This is a genomic window from Paenarthrobacter nicotinovorans (assembly GCF_021919345.1).
Classification (GTDB): domain Bacteria; phylum Actinomycetota; class Actinomycetes; order Actinomycetales; family Micrococcaceae; genus Arthrobacter; species Arthrobacter nicotinovorans.
Genome location: NZ_CP089293.1, coordinates 1,167,835 through 1,183,360 on the forward strand (window position 1 = coordinate 1,167,835; position 15,526 = coordinate 1,183,360).

At 64.3% G+C, this 15,526-nt stretch carries 14 protein-coding genes; 8 read left to right on the top strand and 6 right to left on the bottom strand.

The annotated features are described in order from the left end of the window. Positions 1–109: 109 nt before the first annotated feature. The gene (locus tag JMY29_RS05615) at positions 110–553 is read right to left on the bottom strand and encodes a MerR family transcriptional regulator (RefSeq protein WP_209783727.1); all 444 of its coding nucleotides are present in this window, start codon (positions 551–553) and stop codon (positions 110–112) included. Between the two features lie 141 nt (positions 554–694). Here JMY29_RS05615 and JMY29_RS05620 point away from each other — a divergent pair, with 141 nt between their 5' ends. From JMY29_RS05620 to JMY29_RS05635, 4 genes are all read left to right on the top strand, one after another. Then, the gene (locus JMY29_RS05620) at positions 695–1,117 is read left to right on the top strand and encodes an Hsp20/alpha crystallin family protein (protein ID WP_018777201.1); all 423 of its coding nucleotides are present in this window, start codon (positions 695–697) and stop codon (positions 1,115–1,117) included. 227 nt (positions 1,118–1,344) lie between these two features. After that, entirely contained in the window at positions 1,345–1,743 is a 399-nt protein-coding gene (locus JMY29_RS05625; RefSeq protein ID WP_189075938.1) for a J domain-containing protein, read from the top strand. Continuing rightward, a complete protein-coding gene (locus JMY29_RS05630) occupies positions 1,740–2,117 on the top strand; it encodes a hypothetical protein (RefSeq protein ID WP_018777203.1) in 378 nt (125 codons plus the stop codon). The genes JMY29_RS05625 and JMY29_RS05630 overlap by 4 nt, the downstream gene beginning before the upstream one ends. Before the next feature lie 887 nt (positions 2,118–3,004). Beyond that, on the top strand, positions 3,005–4,339 hold the full coding sequence (locus tag JMY29_RS05635) for a cell division protein PerM (RefSeq protein ID WP_189076086.1): 1,335 nt from the start codon (positions 3,005–3,007) through the stop codon (positions 4,337–4,339). Positions 4,340–4,363: 24 nt separating this feature from the next. Here the strand turns inward: JMY29_RS05635 and JMY29_RS05640 are convergent, their stop codons facing one another. Next, positions 4,364–4,813 (bottom strand): hypothetical protein, encoded by a 450-nt coding sequence (locus JMY29_RS05640; protein ID WP_189075937.1) that lies wholly within the window; start codon positions 4,811–4,813, stop codon positions 4,364–4,366. Between the two features lie 11 nt (positions 4,814–4,824). Between JMY29_RS05640 and purN the strand changes: the two genes are divergently transcribed. Then, complete coding sequence (gene purN / locus JMY29_RS05645; RefSeq protein WP_189075936.1) at positions 4,825–5,394, top strand: phosphoribosylglycinamide formyltransferase; 570 nt, start codon at positions 4,825–4,827, stop codon at positions 5,392–5,394. Between the two features lie 55 nt (positions 5,395–5,449). On the opposite strand, the gene JMY29_RS05650 is transcribed toward purN, so the two are convergent. From JMY29_RS05650 to JMY29_RS05660, 3 genes are read right to left on the bottom strand one after another with little or no spacing between them, the layout of a single operon-like run. Next, a complete protein-coding gene (locus tag JMY29_RS05650) occupies positions 5,450–6,802 on the bottom strand; it encodes an MFS transporter (protein WP_189075935.1) in 1,353 nt (450 codons plus the stop codon). Between the two features lie 40 nt (positions 6,803–6,842). Then, positions 6,843–7,793 carry an N-acetylmuramic acid 6-phosphate etherase gene (gene murQ, locus JMY29_RS05655; protein ID WP_018777208.1) on the bottom strand — a complete coding sequence of 317 codons (951 nt, stop codon included), beginning with the start codon at positions 7,791–7,793 and terminating at the stop codon, positions 6,843–6,845. Beyond that, positions 7,768–8,715 carry an N-acetylglucosamine kinase gene (locus JMY29_RS05660; RefSeq protein ID WP_189075934.1) on the bottom strand — a complete coding sequence of 316 codons (948 nt, stop codon included), beginning with the start codon at positions 8,713–8,715 and terminating at the stop codon, positions 7,768–7,770. The genes murQ and JMY29_RS05660 overlap by 26 nt, the downstream gene beginning before the upstream one ends. A 172-nt stretch (positions 8,716–8,887) precedes the next feature. On the opposite strand from JMY29_RS05660, the gene JMY29_RS05665 reads away from it, so the two are divergent. Then, positions 8,888–9,817, top strand: coding sequence for an endonuclease domain-containing protein (locus tag JMY29_RS05665; RefSeq protein WP_189075933.1), 930 nt, complete (start codon positions 8,888–8,890; stop codon positions 9,815–9,817). A 247-nt stretch (positions 9,818–10,064) separates the two neighbouring features. Further along, a complete protein-coding gene (purH, locus tag JMY29_RS05670; protein WP_018777211.1) occupies positions 10,065–11,735 on the top strand; it encodes a bifunctional phosphoribosylaminoimidazolecarboxamide formyltransferase/IMP cyclohydrolase in 1,671 nt (556 codons plus the stop codon). 131 nt (positions 11,736–11,866) lie between these two features. Here the strand turns inward: purH and JMY29_RS05675 are convergent, their stop codons facing one another. Next, positions 11,867–12,868: a trypsin-like serine peptidase gene (locus JMY29_RS05675; protein ID WP_018777212.1), complete on the bottom strand. Its 1,002-nt coding sequence runs from the start codon at positions 12,866–12,868 to the stop codon at positions 11,867–11,869. A gap of 321 nt (positions 12,869–13,189) precedes the next feature. Here JMY29_RS05675 and JMY29_RS05680 point away from each other — a divergent pair, with 321 nt between their 5' ends. Next, positions 13,190–15,409 carry an NADP-dependent isocitrate dehydrogenase gene (locus JMY29_RS05680; protein WP_189075932.1) on the top strand — a complete coding sequence of 740 codons (2,220 nt, stop codon included), beginning with the start codon at positions 13,190–13,192 and terminating at the stop codon, positions 15,407–15,409. Positions 15,410–15,526: the final 117 nt, after the last annotated feature.

Consider the following 15,526-nt stretch of genomic DNA (forward strand, 5'->3'; position numbering starts at 1 on the left):
TGCGGGAAGAGTGGGTTAACAGGTGGGTTGGGCTGGTCTCCGACTCGCAGCAAGCAGGGGGAATCTTGAAGAAAACACTCGCACTGGGAGTAGGAAAGCCGGAAGCGACTTACTGATGTTCGGTTGGTCGCCCACCCTGTGCCCTCTTCAAATCCTTCCGCAGCCCCCGGTTGTCCGCGCGGAGTTCCTCGTTGTGCTCACTCAGCCCACGGTTGTCCTCGCTCAGCCCGCGGTTCTCCTCCTCGAGCTCCAGTACCCGCTTCACACCGGCCAGGTTCAACCCTTCATCCAGGAGCACCCCGATCCGGCGCAGCGTGGTCAGGTCGTTTTCGCTGTAGCGGCGCGTGCCGCCGTCGGTCCTCTCGGGGGTGAGCAGACCCTTGCGCTCGTACTGCCGGATGTTCTGCTGCCCGGTTCCCACCAGTTCCGCGGCAACTGAGATCGCATAGACCCCTTGCGTGTCCCGGCCACCATCAGTGCCGCCGTCGGACGCTGGGGTGGGCAGGCCGCCGTCGTGCTCCTGGGCAGCATTCGCGCGATCCGAAACCGCCATTAGAACCTCCGAAAATCCTCCAAAAAGCTACTTGCACCACTCTCTCACCAGTGCTATAAAAAATCTATACCAGCCAACACAGATCGAACAGGCTGGAACCTACAACAGAATCAGCATCAAAACCAAAGGAGTGAGAACCCAATGCTGATGCGCACTGACCCGTTCCGCGAATTCGACAGGCTCGCCCAACAGGTTTTTGGCACAACAGCACGCCCGGCCGGAATGCCGATGGATGCATGGCAGGAGGACGGACAATTCGTTGTTGCCTTCGATCTGCCTGGCGTAAGCCCTGATTCGGTGGAGTTGGATGTCGAACGGAACGTCCTGACGGTAAAGGCAGAACGGAAGTCGCCCGCGGGCGAGAACACGGAGATGATTGCCGCCGAGCGCCCGCAGGGTGTCTTCAGCCGGCAACTCATCCTGGGTGACACTTTGGACACCGATGGCGTCCAGGCCAGCTACGACGCCGGGGTACTCACACTCCGCATCCCCGTCGCCGAGAAGGCCAAGCCACGGCGCATTGAAATCACATCCAATGGGCAGAGGCAGGAGATCAACGCATAATCCAGTCCGTCCTGCCGGAAGGCTCACCCGGGGGTGGCCGACCGGCAGGGCAGCGACCGGGAACGACGGAGGCGGCCGCATCGGAAAAGTCGGGCGCAGGCTTCGTGCCACGTCACAGCGTTTCTTAGCGCACATGAAAGCGACCCCCGCCCGTCGTCTCCCGATTGATGGCCCCCGGCCCAGGCCGGGGGCCATCGCCTGATCCGCAGCATGAACCGGAACCCGCAGTGAGTACGCAACCCGACTACTACGCCACCCTCCACGTGCCGCTGGACGCGACGGCGCGTGAAATCACCCGCGCCTACCGCGCACTGCTGCGAACCCACCACCCGGACACCCGCCAAAAGGTCGACGACGGCGACACCACCTCCGCGGCCGACCTCCAGGAACTGCACGCCATCATGCAGGCGTACGTCGTGTTGTCGGACCCAGGAAAGCGGGCGGCATACGATCGGGCGCGGCGGAGTGGATCCATTGTTGGTGCCGGCGGAACACCCGTGAAGGTCCGGGTGCACAGGCGCGAAGCACGGCCTGGGACGAGCGGCGAGCAGTCACCGCTCACCTTTGGGCCCACCCGTTGGGAACCTTCGTCCAGAAACCTGAGAACACCAAGGAGTAATCCATGAGTGCTTGGCGTCCGTATGACGGCCACATCATCCCCGCGTTCTACGAGCGGTTCGAACAACGCTGGGGCAGGGGGACAGCGCCGTTCCTGGACCCGGAAGTCCACGAACAACCCCTTCCCCGGGCGCAGTGGATCAACCCGGACACCGGTGCCGCGGTCGCCGTCGTCCCCATCTGGACCGACGATCCAGAGCATCGCTCCTTCGGGGTGTTCTATTTGCCGCCGGCAGGTGACATCTGGATGCTGCGCCCCGGACCCACCACGTTCGTGGAACCAAAAGGAGGCGCCAACCAGGAGCAGGTGACACTTCGCAACGACGCCTTCAAGAAGGCCGTCAATCATGCCAAGGAGTTCATCTACGGCCCGCAGTTGTGAGTGAGCGTTCGAGCGTCTTGTGGGTTGCCGCGAGGGGTGAGGTCTCGACCCAAAGGTGTGCTTGCAAAGTGCCGAGAGCCAACCCCTCGGCGAGGTGAGTGCCGACGCCTCGGCCGGCGTCGAGCGTTTATGACCCGCAAACCGATGGCCGCCATGGATACGCATTGACGACACCCAAATTTGGGTGGCGCGGAACCACAAATGTGGCGCAGGGCAGGTTGGGTGGCGTGGAACCACAAATGTGGCGCAGGGCAGTTTGGGTGGCGTGGAACCACAAATGTGGCGCAGGGCAGTTTGGGTGGCGTGGAACCACAAATGTGGCGCAGGGCAGTTTGGGTGGCGCGGAACCACAAATGTGGCGCAGGGCAGGTTGGGTGGCGTGGAACCACAAATGTGGCGCAGGGCAGGAGGTGTGGCCGCCCCAACCCGGCGGACCGCCGTCGTGGTTGGCGCGAGGGGCGAGGTTTCGACCGAAAGGTGCGCCCCCAAAGTGCTGAGAGCCAACCCCTCGGCGAAAGGTGCGCCCCCAAAGTGTCGAGAGCCAACCCCTCGGCGAAAGGCACGCCCCCAAAGTGCCGAGAGCCAACCCCTCGGCGAAAGGGCGCGTGGGCAAAAGAAGGCTGGTGCAGCCTGGGAAAGAATTCCAAGGCGGCTGCACCAGCTGCTAGTACGACTTTCTGTTAAAAGTTGTGACACCTATCCATTGGCCGCTCCTAGTTCCCGGCTTCGGTTTGTTTCCGGGCTTCAATGTCAGTCAGGGGGTGGTGGTCTGCCCCGGGAGAACACCTCCCATCTTACGGCGACCAGCAGGAAAAAGCGCTGAAATTCGCGGTATTTCAGGGGCGCCTGACGGGGGAGAGCGGCTCGTCGTGGCACGATTGAACACGATGAAACTGCGCGCTGATCAGACCGGAAACCGTGGCCTCCCTATGCCCCTTTGGCTGCAGGGCGGGTTGGAAGCGGCCCAGGCAGCGTTCATTTCGGCCATTGTTGTGGTGCTTCCGCTCGTCGGAGTGTGGGCTACAGACGGTTTCCAGGACCGCGCCGTGGACACCCTTGCGCGGCTGGGCGGCCAGGCCTGGTTGCTGATCCACGGGGTGCCGCTGGAACTGGCTCACGTGAACGTTGGCGCCGCGGCTGCGCAGCCGGGGTCGGGACTGTTGTCTTTGATTCCGCTGGGTTTGACCCTCATCCCGTTCCTGCTGGCATGGCGTGCCGGCCGTCGCTTGGCCCGCGCCTCCTACACCGATCAGCTGTGGCAGGCGTTCCTGGGCGCTTTCGTTGTGTACGCGGCGTTCGGCGCAGCCACCGGATTTGTGTGCCGCACACCCGAAGTAGTCATCAATCTGTGGTTGGCCATGTCCATCCCCTTGATCTCGTTCGGCCTGGGCATGATCGTCGGCGCCCGACGCGAGGCCGGTTCCTGGAGCCGCCTGATCGGTGTCGACGCCGTCGCCTGGCTCTCCAAGACCAGTCAGCATTCACGGTGGGCAGGCTCGTATGTCGGCTCAGCACTGAAGGCCGGTTTCGTGGCCGCGATGGCCGCCGTGTGCCTGGCAGCCGTGCTGTTGGCTGTGACCATTGTGTGGCACTGGACGGAGATCATCGCAGTCTACGAAGGCCTGCAGGCCGGCGCCTTGGGCGGCGCTGTGCTCACGATCGCCCAACTCGGCTTCCTGCCCAACCTGGTGATCTTCGCTTTGTCATGGTCCTCGGGAGCCGGCTTCTCACTGGGCATCGGCTCCACCGCGGGTCCGCTGGGCACTTCCGTGGGACCACTTCCGGCGGTCCCGATCCTGGGCAGCCTGCCGGCTGGGCAATTGGATTTCGGAGCCATGGCGCTCGCGTTGCCGGTAGTGGCAGGCATCCTGGCCGGCTGGTGGTTCCTCCGAGAAGGCGAAAACCACTTCGACGAGTGGCTTTCCATCAAGATCAAGGCCCGCTGGTTCACGGCCACCGTGTCCACGCTGTTCCTGGGCGCTTTCATTGGTTCCGTCGCGGGCCTGCTTGGTGGCGCACTGGCGTGGGTCGCGCGCGGTTCTGCCGGCATAGGGCGGCTCACGGAAATTGGGCCCCACCCGCTGTGGACGGCAGTCTGGCTGGCTGCGGAAGTGGGTATCGGCGTCGTGATTGGCTACGCAGTCGGGCCCTGGCTGGAACGCCGCCAGAAGCTGCGTGAGGCCAACCTGGACGAGGCAGCGTACGACGACGAGCACGCCTGAGCGCGCAGGTCCGGTGTTGCTGGGCTACCTGAGCGAGCCCGGCATGGACTTCTCAAGTTGCGTAAGGCATTGCGTCTTCGCGGACTCCGTCAGTGCTGACCGTGCGCAATCCTGGTACGTGCTGACCTGCTTGAAGAAAAGGGCCGACGTCAGGATGAGCAGGCACATAACGCCGGTCACCACCAGGCCTGAAATGGTCCCGAAGAGAATCAACCGCGGGTGCTTGTACTTGACGGTTCGCACCAGAACCGCGATGCCCAACACCAACGCGGCCAGCGTCAGAATGGCACTCAACCACACGTAATTCACGTTCAGGGAGAACACAAAGAACGCGCCCAAAGCCGACAAAAGGAAAGCGCGGAAGAGGTTCTGGGTCACGCCGAGGGCGGACTTTTCGGCCTCGGAGCGAGGTTGCTGGCTCGGCCGGTGGCCGACGTCGGGATTCATGTTTTCCAGCCTACGCGAGCCGCCCATAAGCTAGTGCAATGCGCATTGTTGTCCTTGTCTCCGGTACCGGTTCCAATCTTCAGGCTGTCATCGACGCCGTGAAGTCGGGTGAACTGGATGTCGAGATCGCCGCTGTGGGCGCTGACCGTCCCGATACCTACGGTGTGGAGCGCTCTGACGAAGCCGGCATTGAGACGTTCGTGGTGAACTTCAACTCGTTCGAAACCCGTGCGGAGTGGGATGCTGCCTTGCGGGACAAGGTCCTGTCCTACAGCCCGGATGTTGTGGTCTCCTCAGGATTCATGCGGATTGTCAGCGCGGAGTTCATCGACGCTTTCGGCGGCAAGTACGTCAACACACACCCGGCCCTGCTGCCGGCTTTCCCGGGCGCCCACGGTGTCCGCGACGCCATGGCCTACGGCGTGAAGGTCACAGGCTGCACAGTCCACTGGGCCGACGCCGGTGTGGACACGGGGCCCATCATCGCGCAGGAAGCTGTATCAGTGCTTCCGGACGACACCGAAGAAACCCTGCACGAGCGCATCAAGGTAGTGGAGCGCCGCCTCCTGGTCCAGACCCTCGCCGAGCTCGCCGCCGCAGCCAACTGAGCGGGCCCACGCACGGGCGCCCCACGGGCCCCCGTCCCCTCGCTGGCTAAACGGGCTAGTCGAGGATCTGCTGCTTGGTTTCCGGGGCGAAGAACGCCATCCAGAGCACCGAGAGCAGCACCAGCCCACCCGCCAGCGCGAACGACGTCGCCAACCCGAACTCCGGCCAGAAGAAGGAAGCAAACACCAATGGGCCGAATCCGGCGCCGATGCGGGAAAACGTAGAAGCCCAGCCGAAGCCGGAGCCACGCAGCTCCGTCGGATACAGCTCGGAAACATAGGCGTACAGGACCGGGATGGCCACCTGCACCACAAAGCCGAACACCAGCAGCCAGAACACGGCCGCGGAAGGCACATCCACCACGAACGCCACAATCACCAGCGTCAACGCGGACAGCGGACCGGTGATGGCGAGGATCCACTTGCGTCCCACACGCTCCACCAGGACTGCGGCCACCACGACGCCCAAAAGCCCGACGGCGGCCATTCCCGCCGTGGTCACGAACGCCTTGTACTCCTCAAACCCCGCGCCGATGAGAATGCGCGGCATCCAGGTCAGAGACAAGTAGTAGACCAGCAGAATGCTGAAGAACAAAGCCCAGGCAGCCGTCGTGATCTTCCAGTTGAACTGCCAGATCCGCTGCAACTGGGTCCACGCGGAACCCGCCGAGAGCCTGGGAGCGGCTTGGGGTTCGGGCAGGCTGTAAGCCCGCGGCTCAGCCCCGGTCGCGTCCACCAGCCCATCGATGACGGCCGCTGCCTCGGCCCGCCGGCCCTTTCGGATCAAGAACAGAGGAGACTCCGGAACACTGCGCCGGATCCAGAAAACCAGCAACGCGGGGAGCACCATGATCAGCATGGTGAGCCGCCAGTCGCCGTAAGCCGCAACCAGCCAGGCCGATACGAACCCGCACAGGGCAGCGCCCACCGGCCACCAACCGTCCATGGCTGTCAGTACCCGGCCACGTTGCTTGCGCGGCGTGAACTCACCCACCAACGCATAGTCCACGGGAATGCAGCCGCCAAGGCCGAAGCCGGCCATGAAGCGGAAGATGCAGAACCATACGATGTCCGGCGAGAACGCACCCAGAACGGTGAAGATGCTGAAGATCAGGAGGGTGGCGGTGAAAGCCCTCTTCCGCCCAATGGTGTCGGCGATAGTGCCCCAGGCAAACGCACCCACGGCCATGCCGATCAGGTTGGCGGTACCGATCCACGCAGCGTCGGCCGGCTGCAGCGACCAGTGCTTGGACAGCAGGGGGATCAGGATGCCGTTGAGCGTGACGTCCCAGGCATCGAACATGAACCCGAGGCCACCGATCAGGAAAATCCTGCCTTGAACCTTCCACCGCCACGGCAGTTCCTGCACTACTTGTTCGCCGCTGGGCACGGCTGTGTATGTATTCATTGGGCCTCCTGCATGCAACTTTATGCGCTGCCGGGCAACGTTACTTCTGGTTCTCGATGGCCCTGCGCAGGAAACCGCCGGCTTCCTCCAGCGCACCCTTGGCCTGACCAGCATCGATGCCCGTCAGGAGCACCAGAATCGCGGCTTTCACCGAGCCGCCCACGGAGTCCAATGCTGCGGCGGCTTCCTGGGCGGAAACCCCGGTGGCGTGCTGGACGGTCCTCTGCGAACGGGCCTGCAGCTTCTCGTTCGTCGCACGCAGGTCCACCATGAGGTTTCCGTAGGTCTTTCCCAGCTTCACCATTACCAGCGTGCTGATCATGTTGAGGACAAGTTTCTGCGCCGTGCCGGAGTTCAACCGGGTGGAGCCGGCGATGAACTCCGGACCCACCACCACCTCGATCGCCGCATCCGCCACATGGCTCACGGCCGAGCCCTTGTTGCACGCCAGCGACGCCGTGAACGCGCCGCGCTTCCGGGCTTCCTCCAGCGCGCCGATCACGTAAGGGGTCCGCCCGGAGGCAGTGATTCCGACGACGGCGTCCGCCTCGGTCACGTTGATATCGTGCAGGTCGCGTGCCCCGGCCGTTGCGTTGTCCTCGGCGTACTCCACAGGGTGCTGGATCGCTTTGGGTCCGCCTGCGATCAGCCCGACGACGAGTCCCGGCGGGGTGCCGAATGTCGGTGGGCACTCACTGGCATCGAGCACACCCAAACGACCGGCCGTCCCGGCTCCCACATACAAAAGGCGGCCTCCGCGCTGGAGCCGCTCCGCAACGGCGTCGACGGTGTGCACAATGGCCGGGCTGGCCGCTGCGACGGCGGCGTGTACTCCCGCGCTGTGGGCGAGCATGGCCGCCACGAGTTCTTCGGTGCCCAGGATGTCCAGGTTGTCCAGGCCTTCGGCGGCGGCTTCGGTCTGCAATCCGGCTAGTTCCGAGCGCAGGCCTGCGAGTTTGTCCGCGTCAGTCGGGCCAGTTTGTTCCGTCACGGTGGATGTACCTTTCCTGGATGAGCCCGCGGCGCGTCGCAGCGAGGGCAGCACCGTCCAAGCCATCGCCGAGCGGCGCCACCACCTCAATCCCAGCCGAAGCGAGGGACTTCCGCAAGAGCGCGGCAAAGAAGTCCGATCCCACCACTCCGCCCAGCAATGCCACGCGCCGTGACGTGCCGTCCCCGCCGGAGGCGAGCTCCACGGTGCGGGACAGGATGCGGCATGCCTCACCGACGATGCCATGCGCGACGGCGTCACCCGCCTCCGCTGCCTGCAGAACCAGCGGCGCGAACCGGGCCATCGCCCGGTAGAGGTTCTCCTGTTCGGCCAACCATCCCGGAAGGAGTTCCGGCGACTCGACCAGCGCCCCTGCCGCGGCCGACAAAGACGTGGAGGGACCGCCGTCGTGCGCTTCGAGGACTGCCTGCAGACCCCGCTGGCCGATCCAGCGGCCGCTGCCGCGGTCACCCAGATACGGTCCCCAACCGTCGGCCCGGTGCAGGACCCCGGCTTCATCAAAGCGGAAGGCAACGGCGCCCGTGCCGACAATCAACGTAGTGCCCGGGGCGCCCTGGAGTGCGCCGAGCTGGGCGGCCGTGGCGTCGGACAGGACAGCTGCGGGGACGCTGAAGCGCTGCGACAACAGGGTGGCCAGTTCCTGGGCCTTCGTCTCGGAAGCTGCCACGCCCGCTACGGCCGCCCCGACGCTGGTGACCACACCGAGGGGAAGAGCGGGCGGAAGCAGGGCGACAGTTTCAAGGAGCAGCTCGAACGCCAGTGTGGGGCCATTCTCCACGTGGACGCCGGGAAAACCGTGTTGGTCTGCGGCGCCCAGCAGCTCAGTTCCGCGGCGCAATTCCACGCGGCAGCGGCTCTTTCCTACATCGGCAACAAGAACGACATCGTTGGGCGCTTCCATGGCTCAACCCTATGTTGCATGTCGTTGTGGGGCCGGCTTTGCGTGCCATTGTTCGGATATCAGGCGCAGACCGGGCCTCGCAACGCCCTGTGGAGGAGGGGTCGCCCCGGCTCGGAGGGACGAATCTGTGGATAACTGAATGTTGGATATCGTTTTTCGGGAGCATGGTTGAATGCGAAATCCGACACCCTTGCCAGCTTCCCTTGATCCCGGTGGCTTCCTCGTGAAAGACGCCTACGCCGAGGGAGTCCCGCGATGGCGCCTTCAGACCGGCGACCTCATCACCCCCAGCAGGGGCCTACGAGTGCCAAGAACCGGCGAGCACGACCTTGAGTTGCTGGGCCGGTTGCACTCCTCAGTGACGCCACGGAGCGCCGTGAGCCATGTGACCGCCGCCCTTCTGTGGTCCATTCCGCTGCCCCTTTATCTGGAGGAGGAAGGCCGCAGCGGCCTGATCCATGTCACTCGACGCCAGGAGATAGGCCGCGTAAAACGTCGGGGAGTGGTTGGGCATCGGGCTCCACTCCTGGCCAGGGATGTCCGGGTCTTCAAGGGCATCAACCTGACATCTCCGGAGTGGACGTGGGTGGATCTCGCGCGACACATGGGCCGGGCTTCCCTCGTAGCCTCCGGCGACTACTTGCTGGCGCGGACGAACCCGCTTTCTTCGATCGATGCCATCCAGGAAGTCATTGACCGGCGTCCCAAGGTAAAGGGAATCCGGATTGCTCGAGAGGTCCTGCCGCTGTTGCGCCCAGGAGTGGACTCACCGCAGGAGTCCCGCTTGCGCGTGATGATCGACGACGCCGGTCTGCCGGAGCCGGCGGTTAGCCGGCCGATCTTCGACGAGCGTGGAATCTACATTTCCACGCCCGACCTGCAGTACGAGGAGTACAAGATTGCTCTCGAATATGAGGGTGACCATCATCGGAGTGACCCGGTGCAATGGGGTAAGGACATTGAACGTGATGACCGGCTCCGGGCCATGGGGTGGATCGTGCTGAGGTTCTCGCAGGTCCAGATGCATGCCGGCTGGGCACATTCCGAGCGGAAGATCAGGGATGCCCTGAGTTCGCGCGGGTGGCTGCGACTGCCGTCGTGAGTTGTGGGGCCTGGTGTGCGTTCCATGTGGGAAGGATGGCGCGCAGAGCGGGCCCCACAACGGGGGTGGCGAATTTGTGGGGCCTGGTGTGCGTCCCATATCGGAAGGATGGCGCGCAGAGCGGGCCCCGCAACGGGGTGCCGAAATCCAGGAGCGAAGACGCAAAAGCGGGGTGCCAACGAAACACGATAAACTCTCCGTATCCCCACCACCCGCGACATCTACGCGAACTAAGACGGAGACTTTTGTGAGCTTGACGCAGCTTGACCGTGTTCCCATCCGCCGTGCACTGATCTCGGTTTACGACAAGACGGGACTGGAGGAGCTCGCGAAGGGCCTGCACGCAGCAGGCGTCGCCATTGTTTCCACCGGCTCCACCGCCAAGAAGATTGCCGCCGCAGGCATCCCGGTCAAGGAAGTCGAAGAAGTCACCGGCTCCCCGGAAATGCTGGACGGCCGGGTCAAGACCCTGCACCCCCGCGTGCACGGCGGCATCCTGGCCGACCGTCGCGTTCCGGCGCACATGGACACCCTTGCCGGCATGGAGATCGAAACCTTCGACCTCGTGGTGGTGAACCTGTACCCGTTCGTCGAGACCGTGAAGTCCGGCGCGGCGCAGGATGACGTCGTGGAGCAGATCGACATCGGAGGCCCGGCCATGGTGCGTTCGGCCGCGAAGAACCACGCCGCCGTCGCCATCGTCACGGACCCGAACTTCTACGGTGCCGTTGTCGACGCCGCTGCGCACGGCGGTTTCGACCTGAACACCCGTCGCCGCCTGGCTGCCAAGGCCTTCGCGCACACGGCCAGCTACGACAACGCTGTTGCCTCCTGGACCGCCAGCCAGTTCCTGGACGAAGACGGCGACGGCGTCATTGACTGGCCCGCCTACGCCGGCTTGGCCTTGGAGCGCTCCGAGGTCCTCCGCTACGGCGAAAACCCGCACCAGCAGGCTGCCCTCTACGTGGACAAGGCCGCTCCGGCGGGCATCGCCCAGGCCGACCAGCTGCACGGCAAGGCAATGAGCTACAACAACTTCGTCGACGCCGATGCCGCCCTCCGCGCAGCGTTCGACTTCGCCGAGCCCGCCGTTGCAGTGGTCAAGCACGCCAACCCGTGCGGTGTCGCCGTCGGTTCCGCTGACGCGGCCGACCCGATCGCCGACGCCCACGCCAAGGCACACGCCTGCGACCCCGTCTCAGCTTTCGGTGGCGTCATCGCTGCCAACCGCACCGTGACTGCAGGCATGGCCCGCACCGTTGCCGACATCTTCACCGAGGTCGTCATCGCACCTGACTTCGAGCCCGAAGCCGTGGAGATCCTCTCCAAGAAGAAGAACATCCGCCTGCTCGCCCTGCCCGAGGGCTATGGCCGCTACCCGTCCGAGATGCGCCAGGTTTCCGGTGGTGTCCTGGTCCAGATGAGCGACAAAGTGGACGCAGAGGGCGACAACCCCGCCAACTGGACCCTTGCTGCCGGCGAAGCCGCTGACGCCGCCACCCTCGCGGACCTCGCATTTGCCTGGACTGCCTGCCGCGCTGCCAAGTCCAACGCCATCCTGATCGCCAACCACGGTGCTGCCGTGGGCATCGGCATGGGCCAGGTCAACCGCCTGGACTCCTGCCGCCTTGCCGTGGAGCGCGCCAACACGCTGGGCGTCCAGGTGGAGTCCGACGTCGAAGGTGCCGGCGGCGCGTCCAACGCCAGCGGTGCCAACGCACCGGAACGGGCACGCGGCGCGGTTGCAGCCTCCGACGCGTTCTTCCCGTTCGCTGACGGCCTGCAGATCCTGATCGACGCCGGTGTCCGCGCCGTCGTCCAGCCCGGTGGCTCGGTCCGCGACGAGGAAGTCATCGCCGCAGCCAACGCTGCCGGCATCACGATGTACTTCACCGGCGCACGCCACTTCTTCCACTAGTCCCCACCGCCGCCCTAACCTCGCTGCGCTTCGGCCAGGGAACCCGGGCGGCGTGGGCCCACAACGGAAACGGCGGCCGCCCCCGGAAGGGGACGGCCGCCGTCGTTGTTAACAGGGACTTGCTACATCAGTTACGAAGCCGCAGCGGTGTTGTAGGTGGACTGGATTACGGTGCCCCAGTAAGGGCCGTACATGGTGCTGGAGTTGCTGCCGTAGCCGTAGCTGTTGACGGAGTTCTGGTAGCCGCTGGAGCTGTTGCCGATGAACCACGGACCGCCCGAGGAACCACCGGTCATGTTGCAGGGGATGCCCTGCGTGGCGAACTGCGGGTTGTAGGGATCGTTAGTGGCGGTGCCGGAGCAGCTCTTCAGCGATTCGCCGTTGAAGGGTGAGGCTGCCGGGTAGCCGAAGGACTTGTAGCTCAGGCCGCGGGCGGCGTTGAACTGGACACCGGAGGAGCCCACGACGTCGGCGAGCTTCTGGCCGTTGAGGGTGTTCATGACGGCGAAGGCGGTGTCGTACTGCATGTTGCCGTTCGATGCCCACTGGGTGGGGGCGTACAGCGCCTTTGCCGTCCACTTCCCGTAGGGTGCTGCACCGTTGAGGTAGGCGGGCACGAAGACGAAGTTGGTTGCGTAGGCGCCCGGACCTTCGTTGAGGCAGTGGCCGGCGGTGGACACTGTGCTCTTGTTGGCCGCTGTCACGGAGTTGCCGGAGCAGACGTAGTTGGAGCCGCCGAGGGTGAAGAAGATCTTGCCGATGTGCTTGACCGGGGTTTCGCTTTGGTTGACCTTCCGGTCGATCGTGGTGGAGTCGGTGGCCGCAGGCTGGCCGGCGATGCTGCTGATGGCGCCCGGGGCTTCGGTGGCTGGCGCTTTGCCCAGGTTGAGGAGCCGGCCGCGTTCCAGTGCCTTTGCGGCCAGGATGTCGCCGGACTTGGCGTTCTTCATGCGTTCCGGTGTCCAGTAATCTGCAGCGCCGGCGTCGGAGACTGCATGGCTGCTGACCGCTGCGCCGCTGGTGTCCGCGTCCTTTGACGGTGCTGCGTTGGCGCTGGTTGTTCCTACCAGCGCCAGGATTGCGGCAGCGGACAGACTCAGCAGGCTTGTGGCCAGGGTCTTGGTTTTTGTCACGTTGTTCCTACCTATCGAGGGAGTGAGGCGGCCAGTGATGGCGACCGCCGACTGACGGAATCGAAGCTACCCAACGTATGACAAGTTTGTAAAGAGATGTTTCAGAGTTTGTGATAATTTGCTGTCATTTCCTTGTCGTGCGGTGGGGAGGAGTACACGACGGCGGCAGGCAGCTGCGGCGGTCAGGTCGCCGTCGGGGGTAAATCGCTTTCCCGGGCGGTAACCCAGAGAGTGATCCCGGACACGAAGGGCCGCCAAAACGGTCTACTCGGGTAAGTTAGGAGTGTTGAAATCTGCAGACTTTCAGGGAGAACCCCGCCAATGGCCAAGATTATCTATACCCACACAGACGAAGCGCCGATGCTGGCAACCTACTCAATCCTGCCGATTGTGGAAGCGTATGCCTCGACCGCAGGTGTAGAGGTGGAGACCCGCGATATTTCGCTGGCCGGCCGCATCATCGCCGTCTTCGGCGATTTCCTGACCGAAGAGCAGCGCACGGGCAACGCCCTTGCCGAACTTGGTGAACTGGCAAAGCAGCCGGAAGCCAACATCATCAAGCTGCCCAACATCAGCGCCTCCGTGCCGCAGCTCAAGGCTGCCATCGCCGAGCTCCAGGCCCAGGGCTTCGCCCTCCCGGACTACCCGGACAACCCCTCCTCGGACACCGAGACGGACATCCGCTCGCGCTACGACAAGATCAAGGGTTCCGCCGTGAACCCGGTGCTGCGCGAAGGCAACTCCGACCGCCGCGCACCCCTGTCGGTCAAGAACTACGCCCGCCAGAACCCGCACTCCATGGGTGCCTGGTCCGCTGACTCCAAGACCAACGTCGCCACCATGGGCCAGAACGACTTCCGCTCCAACGAGAAGTCCGTCGTCCTCGACGCCGCCGACTCCCTCAGCGTCCAGCTGGTCCGTGAAGACGGCACCACCAAGGTCCTCAAGAAGGACTTCCCGGTCCTGGCCGGCGAAGTTGTTGACGCCACCGTCCTGCGCGCCGACGCCCTGGACGAGTTCCTCAAAGCACAGGTTGCCCGCGCCAAGGAAGAGGGCATCCTCTTCTCCGCACACCTGAAGGCCACCATGATGAAGGTCTCCGACCCCATCATCTTCGGCCACGTGGTCAAGGCTTACTTCTCCGAGCTGTTCGACACCTACGGCAAGCAGCTCGCAGCCGCCGGCATCAGCCCGAACAACGGCCTCGCAGCCATCCTGAGCGGCCTGGAAGACCTGCCGGAGGACGTCCGCGAAGGCGTCAAGGCAGCGATCACCAAGGGCCTCGAAGAGGGTCCCGCGCTGGCAATGGTTGATTCCGACAAGGGCATCACCAGCCTCCACGTTCCCTCGGACATCATCGTTGACGCCTCCATGCCGGCCATGATCCGCTCCTCCGGCCACATGTGGGGCCCGGACGGCAAGGAAGCCGACACCCTGGCCGTCATCCCGGACAGCTCCTACGCCGGCGTGTACCAGGTTGTGCTGGACGACTGCCGTGCCAACGGTGCGTTCGACCCCACCACCATGGGCACTGTCCCCAACGTGGGCCTCATGGCGCAGGCAGCGGAGGAATACGGCAGCCACGACAAGACCTTCGAGATCCAGGCAGCGGGCACCGTCCAGCTCGTGGACAGCAAGGGCAACGTCCTGACCGAACACCAGGTCTTCCCCGGTGACATTTGGCGCGCTTGCCAGACCAAGGACATCCCCGTCCGCGACTGGGTCAAGCTGGCTGTCACCCGTGCACGTGCTTCCCAGACCCCGGCAGTGTTCTGGCTGGACGAGGGCCGCGCCCACGACGCCAACCTCATCGCCAAGGTCAACGAGTACCTCAAGGAACACGACACCGAAGGCCTTGAAATCAAGATTCTCTCCCCGGTTGAGGCCACGGCCTTCACCCTGGAGCGCATCCGCAAGGGCGAGGACACCATCTCCGTCACGGGCAACGTCCTCCGCGACTACCTCACGGACCTGTTCCCGATCCTCGAGCTCGGCACCAGTGCCAAGATGCTCTCCATCGTTCCGCTCATCAACGGTGGCGGCCTGTTCGAGACCGGCGCCGGCGGCTCCGCTCCCAAGCACGTCCAGCAGCTGGTCAAGGAAAACCACCTCCGCTGGGACAGCCTGGGCGAGTTCCTGGCCCTGGCCGTGAGCTTCGAGCACCTGGCCACCACCACCGGCAACGCACGGGCACAGGTTCTTGCTGACACGCTGGACCGCGCCACGGGCACGTTCCTTCTGGAAAACAAGTCCCCGCGCCGCAGCGTTGGCGAGCTCGACAACCGTGGAAGCCACTTCTACCTGGCCATGTACTGGGCACAGGAACTGGCCAAGCAGACCGAGGACGCCGAGTTGGCCAAGGACTTCGCCGGTATCGCCGAAGCCCTGACCTCCAACGAGGAGACCATCGTCGGTGAGCTGGCAGCCGTGCAGGGTCCCGCCGTCGACCTTGGCGGTTACTACCGTCCGGACGCCGCCAAGGCTGCCGAGATCATGCGCCCGTCGGCTACGTTCAACAAGGTCGTTGCGACCCTGAAGTAGTCACTGCGAAAAGACCCCGCGAGCATCACGCTTGCGGGGTCTTTTTCGTCCCCCCATTGGAGTTTTTGTACACATTGCGCCCTTAAAAGCCCCTCTAAAGGGCATTAGGTGTACAAA

What these genes read in the sequence shown, in the direction of transcription:
- JMY29_RS05615 (WP_209783727.1), bottom strand. Translation starts at nt 553, where the DNA reads ATGGCGGTTTCGGATCGCGCGAATGCTGCCCAGGAGCACGACGGCGGC.
- JMY29_RS05620 (WP_018777201.1), top strand. Translation starts at nt 695, where the DNA reads ATGCTGATGCGCACTGACCCGTTCCGCGAATTCGACAGGCTCGCCCAA.
- JMY29_RS05630 (WP_018777203.1), top strand. Translation starts at nt 1,740, where the DNA reads ATGAGTGCTTGGCGTCCGTATGACGGCCACATCATCCCCGCGTTCTAC.
- JMY29_RS05635 (WP_189076086.1), top strand. Translation starts at nt 3,005, where the DNA reads ATGAAACTGCGCGCTGATCAGACCGGAAACCGTGGCCTCCCTATGCCC.
- JMY29_RS05640 (WP_189075937.1), bottom strand. Translation starts at nt 4,813, where the DNA reads ATGGGCGGCTCGCGTAGGCTGGAAAACATGAATCCCGACGTCGGCCAC.
- purN (WP_189075936.1), top strand. Translation starts at nt 4,825, where the DNA reads ATGCGCATTGTTGTCCTTGTCTCCGGTACCGGTTCCAATCTTCAGGCT.
- JMY29_RS05650 (WP_189075935.1), bottom strand. Translation starts at nt 6,802, where the DNA reads ATGAATACATACACAGCCGTGCCCAGCGGCGAACAAGTAGTGCAGGAA.
- JMY29_RS05660 (WP_189075934.1), bottom strand. Translation starts at nt 8,715, where the DNA reads ATGGAAGCGCCCAACGATGTCGTTCTTGTTGCCGATGTAGGAAAGAGC.
- JMY29_RS05665 (WP_189075933.1), top strand. Translation starts at nt 8,888, where the DNA reads ATGCGAAATCCGACACCCTTGCCAGCTTCCCTTGATCCCGGTGGCTTC.
- JMY29_RS05680 (WP_189075932.1), top strand. Translation starts at nt 13,190, where the DNA reads ATGGCCAAGATTATCTATACCCACACAGACGAAGCGCCGATGCTGGCA.